This window comes from Compostibacillus humi (assembly GCF_014637175.1).
Taxonomy (GTDB): Bacteria; Bacillota; Bacilli; order Bacillales; family Amphibacillaceae; genus Oceanobacillus; species Oceanobacillus humi.
Genome location: NZ_BMEV01000010.1, coordinates 39,553 through 61,883, shown reverse-complemented (window position 1 = coordinate 61,883; position 22,331 = coordinate 39,553). Strand labels below are relative to the sequence as shown.

Here is a 22,331-nt window from a genome sequence, read left to right as displayed (position 1 = left end):
ATTCTAACAATCTAGTCAATCTTGTAACAGTATAATATAGAAAATTAATAAATGCATTTCGTAACTTTTAAAATTGCATTAAATCTTAATTAGTTGTTGTAATAATTCTTTAGCAAGGTTTTTCACAAATGGGTTTATCTCACTCCCTTTTTGGCAATATTACTAATTACAAAAATTGCAGTGATGGAGTGGTTCACCTTGGATAAGCGTCACCAATTTTCTTCTGCACTTCTATTGATTCTTTTGATTGGCGGCTGTAATATGGGTTCGGCTATTTCTGATTCCCCCCGGCTGCCGGCCCCTGATTATCATCAAGGAACGAATGTACAAATTTCCGAGGACTATCCCTTCTCCTACTTTAAATTGGAAGCAGATGTGGAAAATGAAAAAATAATTGCCGAATATAAAGACGGACCATACCGCAAAAAAGCCCTTTATAAAAACATGCTCCTCGGTATCCATTTAACAGGAGAGGAAGCAATGGAGGAACTGAATGACATTTTCTCTCAGCTGCAATTAGAGGAAAATAGTTCGGATGCTGAAGTGAAAGAAAGAATTTTTTCTGCTTTTCACTTAACAAATGAAGCAGAACGAATAAACGTAGAAATAGAATTCCGCAATGGGGAAAAAAAGAAATATTCATTTTAAAAGATTAACCGCCTGGCTTTCAAGCCAAGCGGTTTTCATGCCTTAAAGGAAAGCAACATTACAATACTTTGTTCAAAAACTCTTTCGTCCGCTCCGACCGGGGGCTGGTAAATATTTGTTCTGGTGTACCTTCCTCCACGATAAGTCCATGATCCATAAACAGCACCCGATCGGCTACTTCCCTGGCAAATCCCATTTCATGGGTGACGACAATCATCGTCATTCCTTCCTCTGCCAATTGCTTCATGACGGCAAGCACCTCGCCGACGAGTTCCGGATCCAGCGCCGATGTCGGCTCGTCGAATAACATCAGTTTCGGTTCCATCGCAAGCGCACGGGCAATCGCAACCCGCTGCTGCTGTCCCCCGGAAAGCTGCTGCGGATAGCTCCTGCCTTTGTCGGAAAGGCCGACTTTTTCCAATAGTTTTTCCCCGCGCGCTATCGCCTCTTCCCTGCTGAGTTTTCTCACTTTCATTGGAGCAAGGATAATATTTTCCATGACATTTTTATGGGGAAACAAATTAAATTGCTGAAATACCATTCCTACTTCTGTACGAATTTTATTTATGTCTATGTTCGGATTCATAATATTCTCGCCGTCAATGATAACTTCTCCGCTTGTAATCGTTTCCAGCAAATTTAAGCAGCGCAGGAAGGTGCTTTTGCCGGAGCCGCTCGGTCCGATAACACAGACAACTTCCTTTTCTTTCATTTCACAATCAATTCCCCGCAACACTTCATTGTCGCCAAATTTTTTGTATAGTTGCCGCACTTTTATCATTGAATATTCAACCTTCTTTCTACATATCGCAACACGAAAGATAACGTTAAAGTAATGGCTAAATAAAACATGGCCACTGTCGTGTAAATTTCCACCGCATTGAAATAATTAGAAGCTACTAATCTTCCTTGAAACATGAGTTCAGGCACGAGAATAACAGAAAGGAGTGAAGTATCTTTAATGCTGATAATAAATTGATTTCCTAACGGCGGAATCATTCGCTTAAAAGCCTGGGGCCAAATAATATAGCGCATTGCCTGGTTATGGGTCAGTCCTAATGAACGGCCAGCTTCCATTTGCCCCTTTTCGATGGATTGGACTGCTCCGCGGACAATTTCCGCAATATACGCTCCTGAGTTAACGGAAATAACAATAATTCCAGCCGAAATAGAAGCCAAATTGTACTCAATAATTAACGGCAGAGCAAAAAAGACCCAGATGGCTTGTACTAACAGCGGAGTTCCGCGAATGACCTCTACATACACGCTCGCAATGCTATAGAATAATTTATTTTTCGACAATCTTCCTAAGCCAAAAATCGCACCGAGAACAAATCCAATCAGCAAGCCGACGACAGAGATAAGCAATGTATAGCAAAGCCCGATTCCTAATTGGGGAAAAAAATCAATGACACCAAGCCAGTCAAATCTACCAATCATACTTTCACCTCGTAAAGAAAACAAAGGCTTATCTGTCATGGGGATAAGCCTTTGCTGCTAGAATTTTTTTAAATTACTCCGGTGTCGTGCCAAACCATTTTTCATATATTTCATCATAGGTTCCATTTTCTCTTAACGTTGCCAACGCTTCGTTAATCGCTTCCACCAACGCCTCATTTCCCTTTGTAATGGCTATGCCGTAATCTTCTGCCTGGTATAAATCACCGACTACCTTCAATGTTCCGTCACCTGTCGTATTGATATAATAATGGACATTCGGAGCATCATAGAGAATTGCATCGGCACTGCCGTTTTCAACTGCCATATACGCCTGATCCAGCTGGTCATACTCGTTTGGTGTTGCACCTTCTATATTTTCCTTAATATAGGCCGCACTAGTGGATCCGAGCCGGGTAGCAATCGTTTTTCCTGCCAAATCTTCAATCCCGTTAATATCTGTATTATCGCTTCTTACTCCGATGGCCAATCCGGATTCGTAGTATGGATCACTGTAATCAATTTTTTCCTTCCTCTCTTCTGTAATGCTTATTCCGGCAATAGCGATATCAAATTGCCCCGTTTGCAGGCCAGGAATAATTCCGTCGAAATTCGTCGTTTCCAGCTCGATTTCAAATCCCGCTTCCTCTGCAACAGCATTTATTAAATCGATGTCAAAACCTACATACTCTCCGTCTTCCATAAACTCAAAAGGAACGAAGGACGTATCCGTAACGACGGTATATTTATCTTCCAGTTCACCGTCTCCGGAGCTGGATGACCCGCAGGCAGCCAATATGCTTGCCATCATCATAAAGAAAATACCAATGCTAATCTTCCATTTTTTGTTTTTCAACAAAATAAAACCTCCTCATATTCTTCTGTTCTAGCAATCTTTCTTGTATGTTTTTTAAAGTATATTAACTGCCGGTTGCTTTTATGATTTTTCTTTTATTTTCAATCTATTTTCCCTATTATTTCTGTATTTCCGAAAAATTTTTATATCGATTATACCCCTTGAATAAATCGAAAAAATGGTTTATTATTTTTTATGTAAACATTATGCTGGTATAGCACAGTTGGTAGTGCACTTCACTCGTAATGAAGGGGTCGGAGGTTCGAGTCCTCTTACCAGCACTAAAACAGAGAAGCTCTAAACCCTTGATTTCAAAGGATTTAGAGCTTCTTTTTTATTGGTACAGCCTTTTTGCCGCAAAACTGGAGATCGTTATGTAATTGAGCAAATTTTTTATTTCCTGTTTTCTGTTTCCATTAAAACTTTTGGGAAAACGAATATATCGATTACTTCATTTGTTTCATTATTTTCGATAAATACTTTTACTTCGATTTCCTCCAGCTTTGTTCCGTTAAATAATTGATAATAGACTCCGCCCATGCCGAGCTGGACAACAGAAAGGCCGTCCAAACTGTTTTCAAAGCTGCCTTTATCTACTTTCACCGTAAACTCCGTAAAAGATTCATCCGTTTCTGCTTTTTGAATTGATGGATATTTTTCTCCGCGTATTGTCTCCATGATATTTTTGATTTGCTCCTCCAGCTGCTCCATCATTTCTTCATGCTTCTCTTTTGGCATTTTATAAGTCAATGACCCGTCCTGATTTTTTACAACTTCATCGATTCCGTTTTCTTCTGCATCAGCAATTATTTCATCCATATCTTTCTCTTCCGCTTCGATGATATCAGCAGGCAGCGTTATTTCTACTTGATTCTTGCCTTTTTCCACATTGATCCCGTTATTTTCCTCGTCACTATTCCCCTCGCTGCAAGCGACTAAAAGCAAGCTGATTGTGAACAGCCAAATTACTTTTTTCACAAAAATCCCCCTTGAATGTCTATTTAAAAAAATCGTACATGACAATTGACTCATATACAAGTAAAGGAAAACAAGAAATTTATCTTTCGGGCCGAGATATACTAAACTAATAATAGATGACAGAGCAAAGGATGAGAGAATGAAACAAATTTACAGCGATATAATTCAATTTCGCGGAAACCATTACGATTTTGGCTATGAACAAGGTTTAAGACTAAAGGATTCCTTGACGATTGAAAACAGAAATAAACAGTGGAAATGGAAACGGCCGCGTTTTGAAATTGATGTAAAAGAAGCAAAAGTTCAGTTTAAAAAATATGCCCCATCCATCTGGGAGGAATTGAACGGCTTAATGGATGCGCTAAAGCAGCCGATGGAAACCATTCTGCGGGACTACGGAGGATATCGGGTCGAACCGGTAAAAAGCGGCTGCTCCATTTTTGCAGGAGAAGGTTATTTTATTCGCAACTATGATTTTCATCCGAAGACATATGACGGCAGATATACCTTTTTTCAGCCGAAAGATAAAGGGTATGCTATTATTGGCCCGTCTTCGCGGATCGTCGGGCGGATGGACGGAATGAATGAAAAAGGACTAGTGATGGGATATAATTTTGTCCACCGCAAAAATTTAGGGGACGGATTTGTCTGCCACATGATCGGCCGGATTATATTAGAAACTTGTGCTACGGTCGATGAAGCCGTGCACTTGCTTCAGGAAATTCCCCACCGTCAGGCATTTAGCTATATTGTGATGGATATTTCGGGAAAAACTTGCGTAATCGAAGCAAGCCCTAGGGACGTTACGGTTCGGAAAGCAGCTGTTTGCACGAATCATTTTGAAATAATGACCCATGAAAATCGCCATTATTTGCAAGACTCCATGGAACGATTTACCGCAATCCAGCAATACAGCGGTTCAAAACCTGATGCCTTGGAAGCATTTCGGTTTTTCAATGATACAGATAAAGGCATTTTTGCGAAACAATATAAAAGCTGGGCCGGAACAATCCATACGTCTGGTTATTTGCCGAAGGAAGGGAAAGCATGGTTTGCCCTTGGCGGGGATCAGGAGCCGTATGAATTTCATTTCCGCCGCTGGCTCAGAGGAGAAGATATAACGCAAGAAAAATTATACGGAGAAGTTGACACGAATTTAGGCTTCGCCCATATGGACAAAAATACCCGCTAGAAAAGGGCCGGCTCCAGAAGCTTGGCGAAATTTGCTGGTGTGGGGTACTTCCCGAATTTTGTCGAATAGGTACTGGACAAAACCAGTTTTTTGGATTATAATATTTATTGTTTTCTGGAGAAGTACCCAAGTCCGGCTGAAGGGGATGCACTCGAAATGCATTAGGGCGTGTTTCGCGCCGCGTGGGTTCAAATCCCACCTTCTCCGTTTTTATTTCATAAGCTTATAGAAAGAGCGGCATCATGCCGCTCTTTTTCATTTTCCCTGTTTCAAGTCCCTATTGCTCAGCTTTTTTGATCATCGTCATATATTCCACATCTTTGCGGATAAATCTTTCTTTTTCCGTAAAACCAAACTTTTCATACAAATGAATCGCTCGCTTATTAAACGTTGCCACCGTTAAACGAATGGGCTTTTCTTCATGCTTTTCCTTTACAAAGCTTAAAATAAGGGAGAAAAATTTAGAGCCATACCCCTTTCCCGTCCACTCCGGCTTCATTCCAATTCCGACATCGATACAGTCCTCTTTATAAACTCCCAAACTCTCTCCTTCAGGAACCTGAGCAGGTATACCTAAACAAAAATAACCGATTATTTCATCGCTGTGAAAAACGACATAATAATCGTATGTAACTAATTCCAAAATCGCACTGCTCGTCAAAACCGTATTGTAAAAGTCATACGGTTTTTCGTATTTCCAGCACAAAACTTCGATGGCATACTTCTCGTTCATATTTTTAATTTTTAAATTCATGCTTTTTCCTCCATCCCGCTTTCTCTCATCGTAAACGAGCAAGAAATTGCTTTGCAACTGACGATTGATTCGAAATCGACTCAAATTTGAATCAATAATGATTCGTAATCTATTTTATATTTTAAATATTATCATTATTCATCTCCAAATTCCTACTAGTAATTTTGGCATGATTTTTGCTTATTAACTTTTGAAGGGGGAAACATATGGACCAATTAAAAATCAGTCGGAAACGTCTGCTTGAAACGATTGCCGTCAGTGCAGCCATCGGAGCCACAGCAAATGGCGGACTGCACCGGCTCGCGCTTACTGAAGAAGACCGCAAAATGCGGGAACAATTCATAACATGGTTAAAGGAAGCGAACTTAGAAGTAAGAATTGATGATTTCGGGAATATTTACGGGCGCAGGGAAGGCCGAAATGCTGACGGGCCAGCCATTGCACTCGGCTCCCACCTGGATACACAGCCCTGCGGCGGAAAATACGATGGAGTATTAGGTGTTCTTGCAGCATTAGAAGTAGTAAGGGTGTTAAATGACAATCAGATCGAAACCGAACTCCCAATCGAAATCATTAATTTTACAAATGAAGAAGGGGCTAGATTTACACCGCCTATGCTCGCTTCCGGCGGTCTTGCGAATGAATTTACGAAGGATTACATTTACAGCCGAAAAGATGAAAACGGTATCACTTTTAAAGAGGCGCTGGAAAATATCGGCTTTTTAGGGGAAGAAAAAAATCGCATTCGGCACGTAAAACATTTTATTGAACTTCATATCGAACAAGGCCCAATTTTGGAAAAAGAAAACAAAACTATCGGCATTGTAAAAGGGATCCAAGGAAATAACTGGGTTACGGTAAAAGTAATCGGACAAACCAATCACGCCGGACCTACACCAATGGAACACCGGAAAGATGCCCTTGTGCCTGCCGCAAAAATGATCATAAAAATCAACGAGCTGACAAAGGAAATTGACGGATTAAAAACTACCGTCGGAAAAGTATATGTGAAACCGAATGTAACAAATGTAATTCCAGGTGAAGTGGAGTTTTCCGTTGATATTCGTCACGAAGATAATGAATTGCGAATGTATGCCCTGGAACGGATGAAAGAACAGCTAAGCACGATTGCTTTACTTCATGATGTAGAAATGGATATGACAACGGATTGGCATTCGGATACGGTAGAGTTTTCACCTGCAGTCATACAGTCGATAAAAAACGCTGCCGACAAACTGAACTACTCTTCTATGGAATTATTTAGCGGGCCGGGACATGATGCAAAATACATGGCATCCATTGCAGAAACTGGGATGATTTTTATCCCGAGCATTAATGGCATTAGCCATAATGAAGAAGAACTTAGCTTAGATAGCGATATCGAAAAGGGAGCAAATGTTCTGCTTCAAGTAGTGTTAGATTTAGCTAAAGCTTTAAGCAAAAAACAAATAGGAGCGTGAATGATTTATGACGAAAAATACAACAAATGAGACGCTATTAAAAGAACTTTCTGAAATTGATCGGCTGCACCATATTCATCCATCCACTAATCCGAAGTTCCATCGGGACAACGGGCCAAAGCTAGTCTTTAAAGAAGGAAAAGGAATCTACCTCTATGATTTAAAAGGCGAGGAATATATTGACGGTGTTTCCATGCTCTGGAACGTGAATCTTGGACATGGAAACAAAGAGCTGGCAGAAGCTGCCTATGAACAAATGTCCAGCATTGCATATGCTTCCGCTTTTTACGGCTATGCCAATGAATCGACCGCCCGCCTGGCAAAAAAAGTCGCATCATTAACACCAGGAGACTTAAACACAGTGTTCTTTACCTCCGGGGGATCCGAATCGAACGATACCGCCTTCAAATTATCCCGTTTCTACTGGGAATTAAAAGGATACAAAAATAAAAAGAAAATCATTTCCCTGCGCAGAGGCTATCACGGTGTGACGGTCGCAGCACAGCGGGCAACTGGAATTGAAGTGTACCGCAATTTTTCCGGTTCCCTTGATCCGAATATTGTCAATGCGAAGCCCCATCTCACCGAGTGCGAACAAGGAGACAAAAATCACCCAGAGTATGAAGGCTCCATCCATAGCATTATTGAAAAAGAAGGAGCAGAAAATATCGCCGCAGTCATCATGGAACCTATTCAAGGGGCTGGAGGTGTCCATATTCCGCCGGAAGGATATTTGGAAGCGGTACGGAAACTTTGTTCTGAAAACAACATTCATCTCATTCTCGATGAAGTGATTTGCGGTTTTGGCCGAACTGGCAAAATGTTCGGCGCCGACAATTGGAACATTGTACCTGACTTAATCACCTTTGCTAAAGGAATTACGAGCGGCTACTCCCAGCTTGGAGGAGTGGCAATGACCGACGAAATCGGCAATACAATTGCCCAATATGACGGCATGCTCCCGCATGGGTTTACGTACAGCGGACATCCAACAGCCTGTGCTGTCGGACTGAAAAACATCGAAATATTAGAACGGGATAACCTAGTTCAACATGCTGTTGAGATGGGCGAAGTGTTGCGCCAAGGTTTTGAATATTTGGAAGGAAAATACTCATTCTTTACGAAAGGAAGAAATGTCGGTCTGCTCGGAGGATTCGACCTCATGCGTTCGCCCGAAGAAAATATTCCTTTTGAAGAGTCGGTGAAGGCAGCGGTCACTTTAGTTGATGAATGTTTCCAAAGAAATCTGCTAATCCGTCCATTTGATTTTGAGCCTGGAATGAATATCGTTGCGGTAGCTCCGCCGCTCATCATTGAGAAGGATGAAGTAGAAAAAATCATTGCGATTATTGACGATTCCTTAAAAGCTTTATCGAACAAAATATAGAAAATCTCTATTCCTATATCACTGCCCTTATTGGAGGTGTAAGTTACACCTCCCAAAAGATTTTATAGGAGGCTGATTATGCACACTTTACCTTATGCTTTGCATGAAAAAGTAGTTTCTTTTCTAAAAGGACCTAAAGAACTGTTTATTGACGGAGAATTTCAAAAATCATTGGATGGGAAAACCTTTGAAACTTATAATCCGGCAACAGGAGAAGTACTTGCAACGGTATATGAAGCTAGCGAAAGGGATGTTGACGCTGCGGTCCAAGCAGCAAGAAAAGCTTTTGAAGAAGGAGAATGGCCTTCTTTATCGGCAGCTGACCGTTCTGCTTTAATGCATAAACTGGCAGATTTAATGGAGAGAGACTTTGAAGTGCTGGCTCAGCTGGATACTTTAGATAACGGAAAACCTATCCACGAAATGAGATACGGGGACTTACCCAACGCCATAGGACAGCTGCGCTATTTTGCCGGCTGGACGAACAAAATGACCGGACAGACCGTCCCTGTTTCCAATTCCTATTTTAACTATACACTTCACGAACCAGTTGGAGTTGTCGGACAAATTATTCCATGGAACTTCCCAATCCAAATGGCTCTTTGGAAAATAGCCCCGGCATTGGCTACAGGCTGTACCATCGTGCTGAAGCCGGCGGAACAGACTCCGCTCTCTGCCTTATATTTAGCAAAATTAATCCAGGAAGCAGGATTTCCAAAAGGGGTCATTAACATCGTGAACGGTCCGGGAAAAACAACCGGAAAAGCAATCGTCAGACATCCTGGCATTGACAAAATTGCCTTTACCGGTTCTACCGCCGTAGGGCAATCCATCATGAAAGAAGCTGCAAATACAATGAAGCGGGTAACGCTCGAATTAGGCGGCAAATCGCCGAACATCATTCTTCCTGATGCTGATTTGGACAAGGCCATTCCAGGAGTATTTTCCGGCATTATGGCAAACCAAGGCCAAGTCTGTTGTGCAGGATCAAGGGTATATATTCCGGACCATCTGTACGAAAAAGTAGTAGAAAGATTAGTTGACTATGCAGTAAATACTAAGCTTGGCAATGGGCTTGACGAAAGTACGAAAATGGGACCGCTAATTTCCAAACAACAGCAAAACAGAGTTTGCTCATACATTGAAAAAGGGATTGAAGAAGGGGCAACACTCATAACGGGCGGAAAAACATTGCCGCAAGGATATTTTGTTACCCCGACTGTATTTACTAATGTCCATGATGACATGACGATAGCAAGAGAAGAAATATTTGGCCCTGTCGTTGTTGCCATGCCATATAAATCGATTGATGAAGTCATTACAAGAGCAAATAACAGCAAGTACGGACTTGCTGCCGGTGTATGGACAGAAAATGTGAAACATGCCCACAATATTGCCCGCAAACTAAAAGCTGGAACGGTTTGGGTAAATTGTTACAACTTAACAGACCCGGCAGTTCCATTTGGGGGCTATAAGCAGTCAGGATTCGGAAGGGAAATGGGTTCCTACGCCCTAGAGAATTATACAGAAGTAAAAAGCGTGTGGGTTAACTTAAACTAAAGACATGCGCACAAAAAAGTTGGAATCTTTTAAATTATAAAACTGAAGCTGCAACACCACATCAATTTACTTCACCTATACAATCCAAACAACATTTTATTAAAGGAGAGATTTGATGAGCCAAACGAATAAAATAGAACGAAAGCTTTCATTGCGGCACGTTGTTGCCCTAGGATTAGCCTATATGTCGCCCTTTGCAGTTTTTGATACTTTTGGCATCGCCTCCGATGCCTCGTCCGGACTCGTCCCGACGGCATATATTGTCGTATTTACTGCGATATTATTCACTGCACTAAGTTATGGCAAACTCGTGCGCATTTATCCGAATGCCGGTTCAGTCTATACGTATACGAAAAATTTAATTAATCCATATGTGGGCATTATGGTTGGCTGGGTTTCCTTTATCGCTTATTTAGCATTGCCAATGATTAACGCGCTCCTTGCCGGCATTTACTTATCTTCTGGATTTCCTAATATTCCAGAATGGGCGTGGGTGGTTGGTTTAATTGTTGTAATCACGATACTGAATATATTTGGCGTCAAGCTGGCTGCATCTGTAAACTTGCTTATGGTGCTTTTCCAAGTATTAATAGGGGTCATCTTTATTGCCCTTACAATCCGCTCCATTATTATTGGGCCGGAAAGTTTTATGACCGTTCCTGATTTGATTCCGGCAGTCAGTGATATCAATGGAGTTTTTGTTGCAGCTGCTTTACTCGCCTTATCTTTTATCGGATTCGATGCTATAACTACCCTTTCCGAAGATACGATCAATCCGAAAAAGACGATTCCAAAGGCGATTATTCTTGTCGCATCCATAGGCGGAATCTTCTTCTTTATCGTTACGTATTTTATGCAGTCCTTGTTCCCGGACGTTTCGATTTTCCAAGATATTGAAGGAGCTTCACCAGAAATTGCTGTAATAATCGGGGGAAATCTTTTCCTTTCCTTTTTCCTGGCTGGAGCATTATTCTCTGTATTTGCTTCGGGATTGGCTGCACAAATTAGTGCATCCCGCCTGCTTTATGCGATGGGCAGAGACCGTGTACTGCCAAATCGATTCTTTGGCTATTTGCATCCTAAATACAACTCACCAATTCCGAATATTATTTTAGTCGGTATTCTGGCTTTATCGGCACTTTTACTTGATTTAGAAGGAGCAACATCCCTTATTAATGTTGGAGCTTTTACCGCATTCTCCTTTGTAAATATTTGTGTCATGATTACTTATTTCCGGAATCGAAATGGGAAGGGAATTGGATTTACGATAACAAATCTGATTTTTCCGTTTATCGGGTTGGCATTCATCGTCTATCTATGGATTAGTTTAGATAAGTTATCCCTGCTCATCGGATTTATTTGGACGGTTATCGGATTTATCTATTTAGTCGTTTCTACGAATTTCTTTAAGAAGGAACCGCCAGAAATTGAATTTGAGGAGCTGGAAGCTTAAACGCCCGTACTTTGCAAATCAATAAACTGATCCAAAAAACAGGGTTGTCCGTAAAAGAGGACAACCCTGTTTTATTTACCCCTTTGGCTGTTGTTGAGTGATACAGTGAATATTACCTCCGCCAAGGGATATTTCCCTCGTATAAACAGAAACGACTTCCCGGTCGGGATAGATTTTCTGGAACATTTCTGCAGCAATTTCATCATGGGGATCGCCAAAGGCTGGCAATATTACTCCTCCATTACATAAATAACAATTGATATATGTAGCAATAAACTGCTTTTCCGCTGTCCGTTCAAAACTATGTTCCGAAAAATCGATCCCTTTGCTTTCCTCTTCCGTTAACCGGATTTGTTGTGGCATTGGGATTTTATGAATTTTTAACTTTCTTCCCCTTGCATCAACGGCGGACTGCAATCGTTCAAAGGCATCGTGCAAAACTTCATAGTTAGGATCATTTGGATCGTCGGTCCATCCTAACGCTACTTCCCCTGGACGAACATAAAATACAACTTCATCTACATGTCCGTCAGTTTCATCCCCAACAAGACCATTTTTAAGCCAAATGACTTTTTCGATGCCTAAATATTGCTCCAATTTTTCTTCCACTTGTTCTTTCGTCAAATGAGGATTGCGGTTAGGATGCAATAAACATTGCTCCGTCGTAATCAATGTGCCTTCCCCATCTACCGTAATGGCACCCCCTTCTAAAACGATATCCCTTGCTTCATATCTGTCAATTCCTTCTATTTCCATTACTTTCTGTTTCACAAGAAGGTCCTGGTCCCACGGGAAATATAACCCTTCCTCCAATCCTCCCCAAGCATTAAAGTTCCAGTCAATCCCCCGTACTTCTCCTTTATCATTTTTAACAAAGGTAGGGCCTATATCCCGCATCCATGCATCATTGGACGATATCTCAACTACCCGAATGTGGCTCGGCAGCATGGCACGCGCATTTTCGTACTGGTCCTGATTCACACACATTGTCACCGGTTCAAATTTACTTATCGCCTTGGCAACCTCTACGTATGCCCTTTGAGCCGGTTTTGCGCCATCCCTCCAAGTATCTGTCCGCTGCGGCCAAAGCATCCACGTACCTTTATGTTCTTCAAACTCGCCAGGCATCCGAAAACCGTCTTCTTTCGGCATCGTGTACCAAGTTCTAACCAATTTTATCTCCTCCTAAATTCCCTTTATATATTTATTGCAAAATCCATGCCATAAATTTTGTTTTCTATAAAATATAAAATCTATGCTTTCATCACAACGTTTTAGATAAATTATACTTTTTTAAGCGGCGCATATATGACGATTGGGTCATTCCTAATGATTCAGCAGCTTTTCTTGTGGATCGATATTTCTCCATTGCTTCTTCAATCAATCTCTTTTCAATTTCTTCCAAAAATTGTTTTAACGTTTTCCCCTTTAAGTCTGCAGATGAATAAGTTCGATTTTCCATGTTTACAATCATCTGGTCTGGCAAATCTTCTGCTCCGATAATGTTGCCTTCAGAGGTAATTACTAAACGCTCGATGATATTCTCTAATTCCCTTATATTTCCAGGCCAGTCATAGGATTGAAAAAAATCTATCAGTTCATTGCTTAACGACGCTTGTTTATTGTATTTTTTCTTATAATGATTAAAGTAATGGTATGCGAGTGGCAGAATATCTTCTCTTCTCTCTCTGAGGGACGGCACATGAATGGATACAACATTTAGACGATAATATAAATCTTCGCGAAACTTTTTTTCCTTTACCATTTGCAAAAGGCCTTGATTAGTTGCTGCAATGATGCGAATATCCACTTTTTTTGGTTCGGTAGCTCCAATAGGGATAAAGGTTTTATCTTGAACAAGGTGCAGAAGTTTGGGCTGCAGTGATAACGGCAGCTCTGCCACTTCATCTAAAAACAATGTTCCCCCTTCTGCCATTTCTGCTAAGCCGGTTTTTCCCTTCTGATTTGCGCCGGAAAAGGCTCCTTTCTTATATCCAAACAATTCTGACTCCAATAAAGATTCCGGTATCGCGCCGCAATTAATCGATAGAAATGGTTTCTTCGATCTGGAACTTCTTTTATGTATTTCCTCCGCAATTCTGCTCTTCCCTACTCCTGATTCTCCGGTAATCAGTATCGTTGCATCCACATCACTAAGCCGTGTAATCTTGTTTATCATTTTTTCATGTTTCTTGCTTTGTCCGATGATATTGCTTTCTTCATTGTTCTGCTGATAAGCTGACTTCATCCGCTGCAATTCCTGCCAATATTGCTGAATAAGTGCTTCTGCCTTCTCCAATTGAAAAGTTGTTTTTACTGTTTCTGTAATATCTTTGACATGGACAAGTATATATCCAGTATTATCTTCCTTTATCTGGACCGGATATCCTGTAGCAAGAAATTGCCTGCCATTGGACGTTTGGACTTTTGAGACAACATCCTTCTTCTCTAATACAATTTTCGTTACAGAAGGTGTAAAAAATCCTTTACTTTCCAAATCATCCACATGTTTCCCGATAATTTTTGACCTCGGTGCGCCAATTTGTTTTGTACTTGTCTCATTGACCCAAATAGCATAACCATATTGATCGGCGATAAAAATTCCATCATTTAAATGATTAAATATTTTATGGAAGTGTAGATCTTTTATAAAATCTCCATTCATACAATCCCCGCCTTCCAATGATTGAATCGAATTCGATTCACCTTATTCAAAAACAATTCAAAATTATTATACATTAAAAATTTTCATAAAAAAAATAACAGTCATCAAAACTGTTATTAAAAAAATCCTCTATTTTTAGTGAGATAATTTCTTTTTCCATTTGCTTTTATTTTCAAACGTAAAATCTGCCAAGGTCATTATGGATGCCGCAAGCAGTTCGAGCCATATAGAGACAGTAACCTGTTCCAGCATCTCATCAACAATAATCAAAGTGACCCACGCAAACATCATTTCAATAAATAGTTTAATAATCATGGAGTAATGGTAGTTTTTTACGTTTGCGTTGCATATCATGACAAAAACTTTCGCAATCCAATCGATAACAAATCCGAACAGAAGAACGAAAATAACGTATAACAGCAGTACCGTTAACGACTCGTATTCCACTTGAAAGAGGAAAAAAAATCCCGCAAAGCCAAAAAAATACAGCAGCAAAACGAAGATTAAAGCAAAGAGGATTAAAAATAAGACGGTGAAAAATACAACGGCTTTCTCCAAAAAACTCATGATTCCCTGTGATATTTTACGCATAAAAACATCCTGTCATTTTATAATTCAGCCTTCCTCGATTGATTTTCCATTTCGTTTATTTCCAGCACCATTTGCACGGTTTGCAAAGGATGCCCATACAATTCATCCTCAAATTCTTTCACCTTTTTAAAACCTCTTGCCTGATAAAAGCGCATCCCTTTAACATTATTTTTCTCGACATATAAATAAATCTTTTCTGGTTTAAGCTTTTCAACCCCGGCGATTAATAATTTAGTACCAAGACCCTGTCCCTGGTACGCCGGATATAAATAAATTGCTCCAAGTTCAACCGATCTGTCTTTCGATACCGGAGAATAGTTAGCAAAACCGACGACTTTCCCCTTCACTTCCGCAACAAAAATATGTGACTGCTTCAGCCTTCTTTTCATATTTCGGCGATGATATGCGGAATTTAAAAACCGGTCTTGGATATCTATTGGGATAATCCCTTCATATGTATCGTGCCAGCTTTCCCTGGCAATATCCTGGACAATCGGTATATCGGATTTTGTCATTTCCCGAATGCAAGTATCCATGCTTTTCCCCCTAATCCATTCGGTTACTTTCCATTTTAATATAGTATGGAATAATATGATACTGTAAAAATCAGTTTCTTAAAATATGAGAAAAAAAGTATAATAGTTTATAAAATGCTAGATGGGGTGATGGTTTTGACAAAATTACAGCGAAAAATTACAAAAATCGGGAAAAACTACGGAGTTACGTTCCCAAAAGATATTTTGCACGAAGCAGGGCTGGCCCACGGGGATGAAATGGAGATCGAAGTTAAACAGCAGGAGCTAATCATCCGCAAAATGAAAAAGGAAAAAAGACAATAAACATTACCCTATTATATGAAAAGCTAAACAGCGTACCCACACTGTACAACCCCTCCTTTCATAGAATGCTTTCTATGAAGGGAGGTAGCTCTAAACTTTCTATGAAAAATACTTTTCGTAAAATCCTTTCCCTATTCAGCATTCTCTCGGTCACTTTATTATTTATCCTTTTTCCGGCCAAACCAGTGAACGACGGGGAAGCAAATCCGAGGGAGATGATTGAAATCGTCCGGGAAGCAGATACCGACGATTACTTCTTTCGTTGTCTCGCCCAAACCTTTGGCCAGGAATTCCAGGAAAATAGAAAAAATATATCAAGCGGACGAGAACTTTTTCCTTTTAAAGACATTCACTTAATTTATAACATAATACATGCGGCCTGCAGCGATGAACACGGGAAAGAAACGAGCCGTATAGTGTGTTGTCTGGCGGTCATTGTATATTTGCTCCTGCAAATATAAGCAAATGGCCAAGAGAAAACCTTTATCATCCCGTGTCCAATCTCTTATTGTCCCCGGATATTCCATCGATCTGTAAACTTACTTAATTAAACGATCCTTCAGTGAGTGGGGGCAAATTTGCTGATACATTTTTAATTTTTTCTTTAAGAGTTTCTCTTTTTTTCTTCGTTCCCTGCCTTTTAATTGATGAATCTCTTTTTTCAATACTTTTATTTCCTTTGCCAAAATTGTCGAGTGCGGTAGGTACGGAATAGTGGTCAACTGATATAACTTTTTCTCCCTTTGCTGGACAGGAAAAAGTTTTTCCTCACCTGTCTGATGGTTTAACTTCTCCCATTCCGGCTTTAACAACGAATGCATAATAACATCATGGGAACGGCCGCTCTGTTGCAAATATCCGCGGAGGATGCCTTCCTGCTGAAAGGACAATTTCTTTAATAAACGGATAGAAGGAATATTCTCAGGGTAAGTCAACGCCCCGATCCGATACAATTCCATCACCTCAAAGGCGTATTCAAGAATGCAGCAAACCGCTTCCGACATGAACCCTTTTCGCCAAAAATCCGGGTGCAGCTCATAGCCGATATCTGCTTTTTTATTCCAATAATGAATATTATTTAACCCTGCAGTTCCGATAAATTGGCCCGTCTCCTTTAATACGAGCCCCCAGCGAATACTTCGGCCCTGCCTGAAAAGGGTCTGGATTTGCTCGACTAACTCTGCAGCTTCGTCAATAGATTCTAAACTATCCACACCATAGTATCGGGTTACATTATCCCGGGATAAAATATCATATAAATCTTTTGTGTAACATGGACAAATATTTACAAGATGAAGTCGCTTTGTTTCCAGCACTGGAAAATCCTTCATATTTTCCCTCCAACATCAATTGCTAAAGTGTACATCTTCTTACTAATGTATATTTCTATACTTTATTTTTAAATCCTTTAATTATTTTTAACATTAAATCTTATCGATATTTTTATGAAGGGAATTTAATTCCAGTATTCCGGATTAGACATGCGTATTTCTTCGACAATTTCCTCTAAATCTGCCGGTGTAATAAGAAATATAGAATATTCATCCTTCTTTTTCGCAATCTCCCACAAATATTTATTGCTCCCGGGAAATTCTTCATCCATCAGCAGCAAACAGCCATCACTTTTATCAACGAGAAATAAATTTTTTGCCCGATATTGATAAGTTCCTTTATAGTCTCCTTGATAAATAGGCTTATAGAAATCAGATGCCATCGTTAATTCCTGGTACTTTTCTTTCAGATGTTCCGGCCAGCGGCTTTCCTGATTTTCAAAAGGCGGAAATACAGCCACTTGAATATCATAATTTTCTTTTAAATCCAATACAACTTCGATTGTCCATAATTCGACGCCCATTTGTCCGGAAACGATAACCCACTCAAGACCATTATGTATTAGCTGTTCCAATCTCTTCTCGATTGCTTTTTTTATAAAATGAATCCTTGGGTCATTTTCCGCAAAAATATTTATTTCCATCGGCTTATACCCCGAAACGGCTAATACTTTCAATTTACAACGCCTCCTTTACGGTCATCATCAAATGAATCAATACAGCCTGTCTTTTCCACATTGTACATGCTGAAAGCAGAACTTTCAGGAAAAAAGCATCATTAATATAGCGATTTCAAAACAATGATTTCGTTAAATACAATAAACAAAAAGAAAAGCTGGCAATACAACATGCCAGCGTAATACAGCTTAACATCCTTTCTTCGGCTTGTTCCAAGGACCCATTCCGTATCCCGGCTGCATCGCCCCTGCTACTTGACCCGGTCCACATCCCGGCTGCATTGCTCCCGCTACCTGACCTGGGCCAAATCCTGGACCAGGGACTTCAAAAGATGGACCAAATTGATCTACACTATTGGTTACATTTTGGAATGAAGTCGAATGCGGGAATATATGCTGATTTTTAACTAAATGATGGTTAACGACCGTTGTATGAGACGGATGAACGTGTAGTACCTCACTTTCAGAACAAGTATGAACCGTATTATGCTTAACCGGATGCACAATACATTTCGGACAACCACAATGTGGTCCGTGATGTCTGCGTCGCATAGTAATCCCCTTTCTTGTTATGATACACTATTAACCTATGTAATTTATCATTGGAGTGTATAAACAAGTACCTATTTTCCAAAAATAAAAGGGATTTTTCACTTCCGGAAGATCGGACCATCGTATACAAAAGTATGATACTCTCCCGATTCCCCCATTGGACATACATCTTTGTGCTGAATATCATCGATAAAACTTGCGTCGAGGAGCCGGCCGACCCAGCTTTTCGGAAGCTTGCTTTCGTCTACCCGGATTACCTCTGCTTTAAATCCCGATGCAACAAATTCTTTTAATAAACGAACTGCACCCTCTTCATCAGTCCATAACGGGTAATAAGGGCTTAAACCGGTATCCTTTGCAACCTGTTCCCCCCACTCCCGGTGTCCTTCAAGGTAAATATCGCCAAAGGCAACCCCGCGCAAGCGATACGCAGCCTTTAATTGGCTTAACGCCTTAACAACATCTTCCGTGTATGTTTCAAAAGTTACAGGAATAAATTGCACCGGAATACCCAAACGCTTGGCCTGACCATTAATACGTTCCAGCTTTTCGCCATGGGCAACGGTTTCGTCTTTATCTTTCCAAACCGTTGTCATTAGGCATACGACATCGATTTTTTGCTGCTGCAGACGGTGCAGCGCAAAACAGCTATCCTTTCCCCCGCTAAAAAATAAAGCCGTTCTTTGTGCCAAAATTTCCTCCCCCTTTGTCATAAGGCAATATTGAAACTTATTATACGATAAGAACGTAGTAAATAAAAACCGCAAAGGCAGGTGAATACAGATTATCATCGAATTATTAAATGAACTTTTTTATGAATATTCGCTGATATGTTTTTGGTTCGGCCTTATTTTGTCGATGGTTCCCCTTATTCGTTTAGGAGTATCATTTCACCGAAAATCAGACAGCACAAATTTATTTATTCGCCATTCCGGCAAAATCCAAATACAGTTACGATTGCTGGAACAAGTTGTTTCAGTCATTTCCGAAATAACAAATTGGATTATCCGCAAAACGAATAGAGCGGGACACGATGATGACGATGATGCCGACAGCAATTCCTTCTCGTTAACAAACAAAAATAACAAACGAGGAGGAAAACGATGGAAAAACAATCTGTATTCTCATTTCTTAAAAAGAATTTTTTCGCGCCAGCATTATTATTTCTTGCCGGCTGTACCGCAGCCGAACCAATACATGCCGATTCCAGCGGTTTTTTCGATCAATATTTTGTATATCCTTTTTCCCTATTCATTAAAGGGATTGCCGGATTATTGAACGATAACTATGGACTTGCCATTATTTTGCTTACGGTCACCATCCGGCTTGCGCTGATGCCCTTCTTTTTGCGGCAGACGAGAAGCAGTCTACAAATAAAGGAAAAATATGATGCACTAAAACCGGAACTAACAGCAATCCAGAATAAGTATAAAAATAAACAAAGTCAGAATGCGCAACTGGAGATGCAGCGGGAATTGATGAAAGCTTATCAAAAACATCATATAAATCCATTGGCTTCAGCTGCAGGCTGTTTGCCGATTATATTGCAGTTCCCCATTCTGATTGGCTTTTACTATGCCATCTTAAGAACACCAGAGATTTCAGCCCATTCCTTTTTATGGTTTGACTTGGGGAGCAGGGATTTCATCTTAACGGTGATTGCCATCTGCGTTTATTTTATCCAATTTAAGGCAGCTCAAATAGGCATGAGCGTGAAAGTGAAACAGCAAATGGCAATTATCGGTGTTATTTCACCGGCAGTAATCGGTATTATTTCCTTGAATTCCCCTGCCGTACTCCCCCTTTACTGGTCAGTCAGCGGAATCTTTATGATTGGGCAAACCATTATGTTGCGAAGGATCCATGCTGCAGCTGAAAAAAATAAGCAGCCTGTTTAAGCATTCGCCAAAGAATTGGTGAATGCTTTTTATATTGCCCGATTATATTAAAGCAGCCAGCTTAGCAGTTATGTATGATAATTATTTCTTCCTCATCCTCTGAAAAAGCTCTATTTCCGGCAGCCCTCTTCTTTTGCAATATTTCCATTTTTCATTAATGAACAAAAAGACGGCGTTAATTACCACTCTTTTCCGACCCATTTTTTAATTTATTAACAATTTAAAAATTTATATGCTATGATAGATATGCATGTCTTTTTTAATATTCTATTAGGAGTGATACATCATTGTTAAAAGATGAGCGTTTTAAAGGGTTAACCCCAAATTCTTTAAAGCGTGACTTTATTGCCGGCTTAACGGTAAGTATTGTAGCAATCCCGCTAGGTATGGCGTTTGCGGTAGCGTCTGGGGTAAAACCGGAATATGGTTTATATACGACGATTATCGCCGGAATACTCGTTAGTCTGTTTGGAGGTTCAAAATATCAAATTGCCGGACCTACCGGTGCATTCATACCTATATTGCTCGTCATCGTACTCCAGTATGGATATGAAGGTTTATTAATCGCCGGCTTTTTGGCAGGACTGATGCTCATCTTAATGGGCTTTTTTAATTTGGGAAATTTAATTAAATACATCCCCCGTTCCGTAACGATTGGCTTTACGGCAGGAATTGCAGTAATCATCTTCAGCGGGCAAATTGGTGATTTTCTCGGTATTGAAGGATTGGAAAAGAAAGAATACTTTCACCAAAACATGATTCAAATCATGCAAAATTTGGATAAAGTTAATTGGTTTAGCATTTTCACCGCTGCCATCGGCCTTGCTGTCATTATTTTTGTTCCAAAGCTTTTCCCGAGAATCCCTGTATTACTGGTAGCAATCGCCATTCCAACCATCATTGCATCCGTATTTTACCCAAATCAGGTGGTGACAATCGGTTCCGCATTTGGGGGAATTCCGCAAGGACTGCCGCGTATACATTTTCCAGAAATAACATTGGAAAAAGTATTGACCCTTTGGCAGCCAGCCTTTGTGATCGCCATGCTCGGCGGAATTGAGTCCCTCCTTTCTGCCGTTGTCGCAGACGGAATGACGGGAAAACGGCATAATTCCAATCGGGAACTTGTCGGACAAGGTATTGCCAATATGGTCACCCCATTATTTGGCGGAATCCCTGCAACAGGAGCAATTGCAAGAACGGCTACAAATATAAAAAGCGGTGCGGCAAGCCCGCTATCCGGCATATTTCAAGGTCTCATCGTTTTAATTACGCTCCTTTTATTCGCACCATATACCGCCTATATTCCTTTAGCTTCGCTAGCTCCAATATTGATGGTTGTCGCCTTTAACATGAGTGAACATAAATCATTCATCCATATGGTGAAATTGAAAACGAGCGATTCTTTAGTTCTTATAGTGACCTTTTTGCTGACCGTATTTGTCAATTTGACCATTGCTGTGCCAATTGGTCTGTTATTGGCAATGGCATCATTTATTAAGCGAATGAGTGAAGTATTGGAGATCGAAAGAGTTATTCCTGCCCGACTGAAAAACAACGCAAACGATGAAATGCACAAATTCGAATCTACTTGTCCGCAAATCTCTTTCTTTACCGTAGAGGGGCCGCTATTTTTCGGTGCTGCTGACAAATTTGAATCGGTAATTACATACCACATTAATAAAAGGCCAAAAGTGCTCATTTTGAAAATGAAACATGTATCCATCATCGATGCAACAGGAATCGCGAATTTATCCTCTTTAGTACGGGACTTTCATAAAACAGGAGGAGTGACGCTTTTTTCTGAAGTAAACCCGAAAGTAGAGCACATGCTTAAAATCAGCGGGTTATATGATGAGATTGGCAAAAAATACTTCTTTCAATCTTCCACAGATGCTGTCGATTATGCAATCGGGATAGTGGATAGCGAAAAATGTTCGTTATGCTCGCGTAAAGGCTCCCCATCGTGCAACGTTTATTTAAAAGGCCAAAATATAAGAGCGACCATTAGCTGATTGGCCGAAACGCTGACAGACCCTGATTGAATCGGGTC

At 40.3% G+C, this 22,331-nt stretch carries 23 protein-coding genes and 2 tRNA genes; 12 read left to right on the top strand and 13 right to left on the bottom strand.

The annotated features are described in order from the left end of the window. Window positions 1–198: 198 nt before the first annotated feature. Window positions 199–648 (top strand): YusW family protein, encoded by a 450-nt coding sequence (locus IEV18_RS04120; protein WP_188391109.1) that lies wholly within the window; start codon window positions 199–201, stop codon window positions 646–648. A 58-nt stretch (window positions 649–706) separates the two neighbouring features. On the opposite strand, the gene IEV18_RS04115 is transcribed toward IEV18_RS04120, so the two are convergent. The 3 genes from IEV18_RS04115 to IEV18_RS04105 form a co-directional block, all read right to left on the bottom strand. Then, complete coding sequence (locus IEV18_RS04115; RefSeq protein WP_188391108.1) at window positions 707–1,429, bottom strand: amino acid ABC transporter ATP-binding protein; 723 nt, start codon at window positions 1,427–1,429, stop codon at window positions 707–709. After that, complete coding sequence (locus IEV18_RS04110) at window positions 1,426–2,088, bottom strand: amino acid ABC transporter permease (RefSeq protein WP_188391107.1); 663 nt, start codon at window positions 2,086–2,088, stop codon at window positions 1,426–1,428. Before IEV18_RS04110 ends, IEV18_RS04115 begins: the two co-directional genes overlap by 4 nt. A gap of 73 nt (window positions 2,089–2,161) precedes the next feature. Next, window positions 2,162–2,941, bottom strand: coding sequence for a glutamine ABC transporter substrate-binding protein (locus IEV18_RS04105; RefSeq protein WP_229733546.1), 780 nt, complete (start codon window positions 2,939–2,941; stop codon window positions 2,162–2,164). A 208-nt stretch (window positions 2,942–3,149) separates the two neighbouring features. Here IEV18_RS04105 and IEV18_RS04100 point away from each other — a divergent pair. Further along, window positions 3,150–3,222 (top strand) — tRNA-Thr (locus IEV18_RS04100). 112 nt (window positions 3,223–3,334) lie between these two features. On the opposite strand, the gene IEV18_RS04095 is transcribed toward IEV18_RS04100, so the two are convergent. Continuing rightward, a complete protein-coding gene (locus tag IEV18_RS04095; protein ID WP_188391106.1) occupies window positions 3,335–3,919 on the bottom strand; it encodes a hypothetical protein in 585 nt (194 codons plus the stop codon). A 139-nt stretch (window positions 3,920–4,058) separates the two neighbouring features. On the opposite strand from IEV18_RS04095, the gene IEV18_RS04090 reads away from it, so the two are divergent. Both IEV18_RS04090 and IEV18_RS04085 read left to right on the top strand, forming a co-directional pair. Further along, entirely contained in the window at window positions 4,059–5,111 is a 1,053-nt protein-coding gene (locus IEV18_RS04090; RefSeq protein WP_188391105.1) for a C45 family autoproteolytic acyltransferase/hydrolase, read from the top strand. 116 nt (window positions 5,112–5,227) lie between these two features. Next, window positions 5,228–5,318 (top strand) — tRNA-Ser (locus IEV18_RS04085). Window positions 5,319–5,388: 70 nt separating this feature from the next. On the opposite strand, the gene IEV18_RS04080 is transcribed toward IEV18_RS04085, so the two are convergent. After that, on the bottom strand, window positions 5,389–5,865 hold the full coding sequence (locus IEV18_RS04080) for a GNAT family N-acetyltransferase (protein ID WP_188391104.1): 477 nt from the start codon (window positions 5,863–5,865) through the stop codon (window positions 5,389–5,391). A 206-nt stretch (window positions 5,866–6,071) separates the two neighbouring features. Between IEV18_RS04080 and IEV18_RS04075 the strand changes: the two genes are divergently transcribed. From IEV18_RS04075 to IEV18_RS04060, 4 genes are all read left to right on the top strand, one after another. Beyond that, window positions 6,072–7,325, top strand: a complete 1,254-nt coding sequence (locus tag IEV18_RS04075) for a M20 family metallo-hydrolase (protein ID WP_188391103.1) — start codon at window positions 6,072–6,074, stop codon at window positions 7,323–7,325. Window positions 7,326–7,332: 7 nt separating this feature from the next. Next, a complete protein-coding gene (locus IEV18_RS04070) occupies window positions 7,333–8,712 on the top strand; it encodes an aminotransferase family protein (RefSeq protein WP_188391102.1) in 1,380 nt (459 codons plus the stop codon). A 78-nt stretch (window positions 8,713–8,790) separates the two neighbouring features. Then, window positions 8,791–10,272: an aldehyde dehydrogenase family protein gene (locus IEV18_RS04065; protein WP_188391101.1), complete on the top strand. Its 1,482-nt coding sequence runs from the start codon at window positions 8,791–8,793 to the stop codon at window positions 10,270–10,272. A gap of 115 nt (window positions 10,273–10,387) precedes the next feature. Beyond that, complete coding sequence (locus IEV18_RS04060; protein ID WP_188391100.1) at window positions 10,388–11,725, top strand: APC family permease; 1,338 nt, start codon at window positions 10,388–10,390, stop codon at window positions 11,723–11,725. 75 nt (window positions 11,726–11,800) lie between these two features. Here IEV18_RS04060 and aguA read toward each other — a convergent pair whose 3' ends face one another. From aguA to IEV18_RS04040, 4 genes are all read right to left on the bottom strand, one after another. Further along, the gene (gene aguA / locus IEV18_RS04055) at window positions 11,801–12,877 is read right to left on the bottom strand and encodes an agmatine deiminase (RefSeq protein WP_188391118.1); all 1,077 of its coding nucleotides are present in this window, start codon (window positions 12,875–12,877) and stop codon (window positions 11,801–11,803) included. Window positions 12,878–12,989: 112 nt separating this feature from the next. After that, window positions 12,990–14,390: a sigma-54 interaction domain-containing protein gene (locus IEV18_RS04050; protein WP_188391099.1), complete on the bottom strand. Its 1,401-nt coding sequence runs from the start codon at window positions 14,388–14,390 to the stop codon at window positions 12,990–12,992. Window positions 14,391–14,525: 135 nt separating this feature from the next. Then, window positions 14,526–14,981, bottom strand: coding sequence for a YrvL family regulatory protein (locus IEV18_RS04045; protein WP_188391098.1), 456 nt, complete (start codon window positions 14,979–14,981; stop codon window positions 14,526–14,528). A 17-nt stretch (window positions 14,982–14,998) separates the two neighbouring features. After that, window positions 14,999–15,517: a GNAT family N-acetyltransferase gene (locus IEV18_RS04040; RefSeq protein ID WP_188391097.1), complete on the bottom strand. Its 519-nt coding sequence runs from the start codon at window positions 15,515–15,517 to the stop codon at window positions 14,999–15,001. A gap of 135 nt (window positions 15,518–15,652) precedes the next feature. Between IEV18_RS04040 and IEV18_RS04035 the strand changes: the two genes are divergently transcribed. Together IEV18_RS04035 and IEV18_RS04030 are read left to right on the top strand one after the other, a co-directional pair. Continuing rightward, window positions 15,653–15,820 carry an AbrB/MazE/SpoVT family DNA-binding domain-containing protein gene (locus tag IEV18_RS04035; RefSeq protein ID WP_188391096.1) on the top strand — a complete coding sequence of 56 codons (168 nt, stop codon included), beginning with the start codon at window positions 15,653–15,655 and terminating at the stop codon, window positions 15,818–15,820. A 101-nt stretch (window positions 15,821–15,921) separates the two neighbouring features. Then, the gene (locus tag IEV18_RS04030) at window positions 15,922–16,281 is read left to right on the top strand and encodes a hypothetical protein (protein ID WP_188391095.1); all 360 of its coding nucleotides are present in this window, start codon (window positions 15,922–15,924) and stop codon (window positions 16,279–16,281) included. A 78-nt stretch (window positions 16,282–16,359) separates the two neighbouring features. Here the strand turns inward: IEV18_RS04030 and IEV18_RS04025 are convergent, their stop codons facing one another. From IEV18_RS04025 to IEV18_RS04010, 4 genes are all read right to left on the bottom strand, one after another. Further along, entirely contained in the window at window positions 16,360–17,151 is a 792-nt protein-coding gene (locus IEV18_RS04025; RefSeq protein ID WP_188391094.1) for a GNAT family N-acetyltransferase, read from the bottom strand. 125 nt (window positions 17,152–17,276) lie between these two features. Further along, on the bottom strand, window positions 17,277–17,828 hold the full coding sequence (locus IEV18_RS04020) for an SLOG family protein (RefSeq protein ID WP_188391093.1): 552 nt from the start codon (window positions 17,826–17,828) through the stop codon (window positions 17,277–17,279). Window positions 17,829–18,017: 189 nt separating this feature from the next. Continuing rightward, window positions 18,018–18,380, bottom strand: a complete 363-nt coding sequence (locus IEV18_RS04015; RefSeq protein ID WP_188391092.1) for a spore coat protein — start codon at window positions 18,378–18,380, stop codon at window positions 18,018–18,020. 98 nt (window positions 18,381–18,478) lie between these two features. Beyond that, window positions 18,479–19,072 carry a Dph6-related ATP pyrophosphatase gene (locus IEV18_RS04010; RefSeq protein ID WP_188391091.1) on the bottom strand — a complete coding sequence of 198 codons (594 nt, stop codon included), beginning with the start codon at window positions 19,070–19,072 and terminating at the stop codon, window positions 18,479–18,481. Window positions 19,073–19,483: 411 nt separating this feature from the next. Between IEV18_RS04010 and yidC the strand changes: the two genes are divergently transcribed. Continuing rightward, window positions 19,484–20,278, top strand: a complete 795-nt coding sequence (gene yidC, locus IEV18_RS04005) for a membrane protein insertase YidC (protein ID WP_188391090.1) — start codon at window positions 19,484–19,486, stop codon at window positions 20,276–20,278. Between the two features lie 287 nt (window positions 20,279–20,565). Continuing rightward, the gene (locus tag IEV18_RS04000; protein WP_188391089.1) at window positions 20,566–22,293 is read left to right on the top strand and encodes a SulP family inorganic anion transporter; all 1,728 of its coding nucleotides are present in this window, start codon (window positions 20,566–20,568) and stop codon (window positions 22,291–22,293) included. Window positions 22,294–22,331: the final 38 nt, after the last annotated feature.

Coding starts and splice junctions, on each gene's coding strand:
- IEV18_RS04115 (WP_188391108.1), bottom strand. CDS start 1,429: ATGATAAAAGTGCGGCAACTATACAAAAAATTTGGCGACAATGAAGTG.
- IEV18_RS04110 (WP_188391107.1), bottom strand. CDS start 2,088: ATGATTGGTAGATTTGACTGGCTTGGTGTCATTGATTTTTTTCCCCAA.
- IEV18_RS04090 (WP_188391105.1), top strand. CDS start 4,059: ATGAAACAAATTTACAGCGATATAATTCAATTTCGCGGAAACCATTAC.
- IEV18_RS04080 (WP_188391104.1), bottom strand. CDS start 5,865: ATGAATTTAAAAATTAAAAATATGAACGAGAAGTATGCCATCGAAGTT.
- IEV18_RS04075 (WP_188391103.1), top strand. CDS start 6,072: ATGGACCAATTAAAAATCAGTCGGAAACGTCTGCTTGAAACGATTGCC.
- IEV18_RS04070 (WP_188391102.1), top strand. CDS start 7,333: ATGACGAAAAATACAACAAATGAGACGCTATTAAAAGAACTTTCTGAA.
- IEV18_RS04065 (WP_188391101.1), top strand. CDS start 8,791: ATGCACACTTTACCTTATGCTTTGCATGAAAAAGTAGTTTCTTTTCTA.
- IEV18_RS04060 (WP_188391100.1), top strand. CDS start 10,388: ATGAGCCAAACGAATAAAATAGAACGAAAGCTTTCATTGCGGCACGTT.
- aguA (WP_188391118.1), bottom strand. CDS start 12,877: ATGCCGAAAGAAGACGGTTTTCGGATGCCTGGCGAGTTTGAAGAACAT.
- IEV18_RS04050 (WP_188391099.1), bottom strand. CDS start 14,390: ATGAATGGAGATTTTATAAAAGATCTACACTTCCATAAAATATTTAAT.
- IEV18_RS04045 (WP_188391098.1), bottom strand. CDS start 14,981: ATGCGTAAAATATCACAGGGAATCATGAGTTTTTTGGAGAAAGCCGTT.
- IEV18_RS04040 (WP_188391097.1), bottom strand. CDS start 15,517: ATGGATACTTGCATTCGGGAAATGACAAAATCCGATATACCGATTGTC.
- IEV18_RS04030 (WP_188391095.1), top strand. CDS start 15,922: ATGAAAAATACTTTTCGTAAAATCCTTTCCCTATTCAGCATTCTCTCG.
- IEV18_RS04025 (WP_188391094.1), bottom strand. CDS start 17,151: ATGAAGGATTTTCCAGTGCTGGAAACAAAGCGACTTCATCTTGTAAAT.
- IEV18_RS04015 (WP_188391092.1), bottom strand. CDS start 18,380: ATGCGACGCAGACATCACGGACCACATTGTGGTTGTCCGAAATGTATT.
- yidC (WP_188391090.1), top strand. CDS start 19,484: ATGGAAAAACAATCTGTATTCTCATTTCTTAAAAAGAATTTTTTCGCG.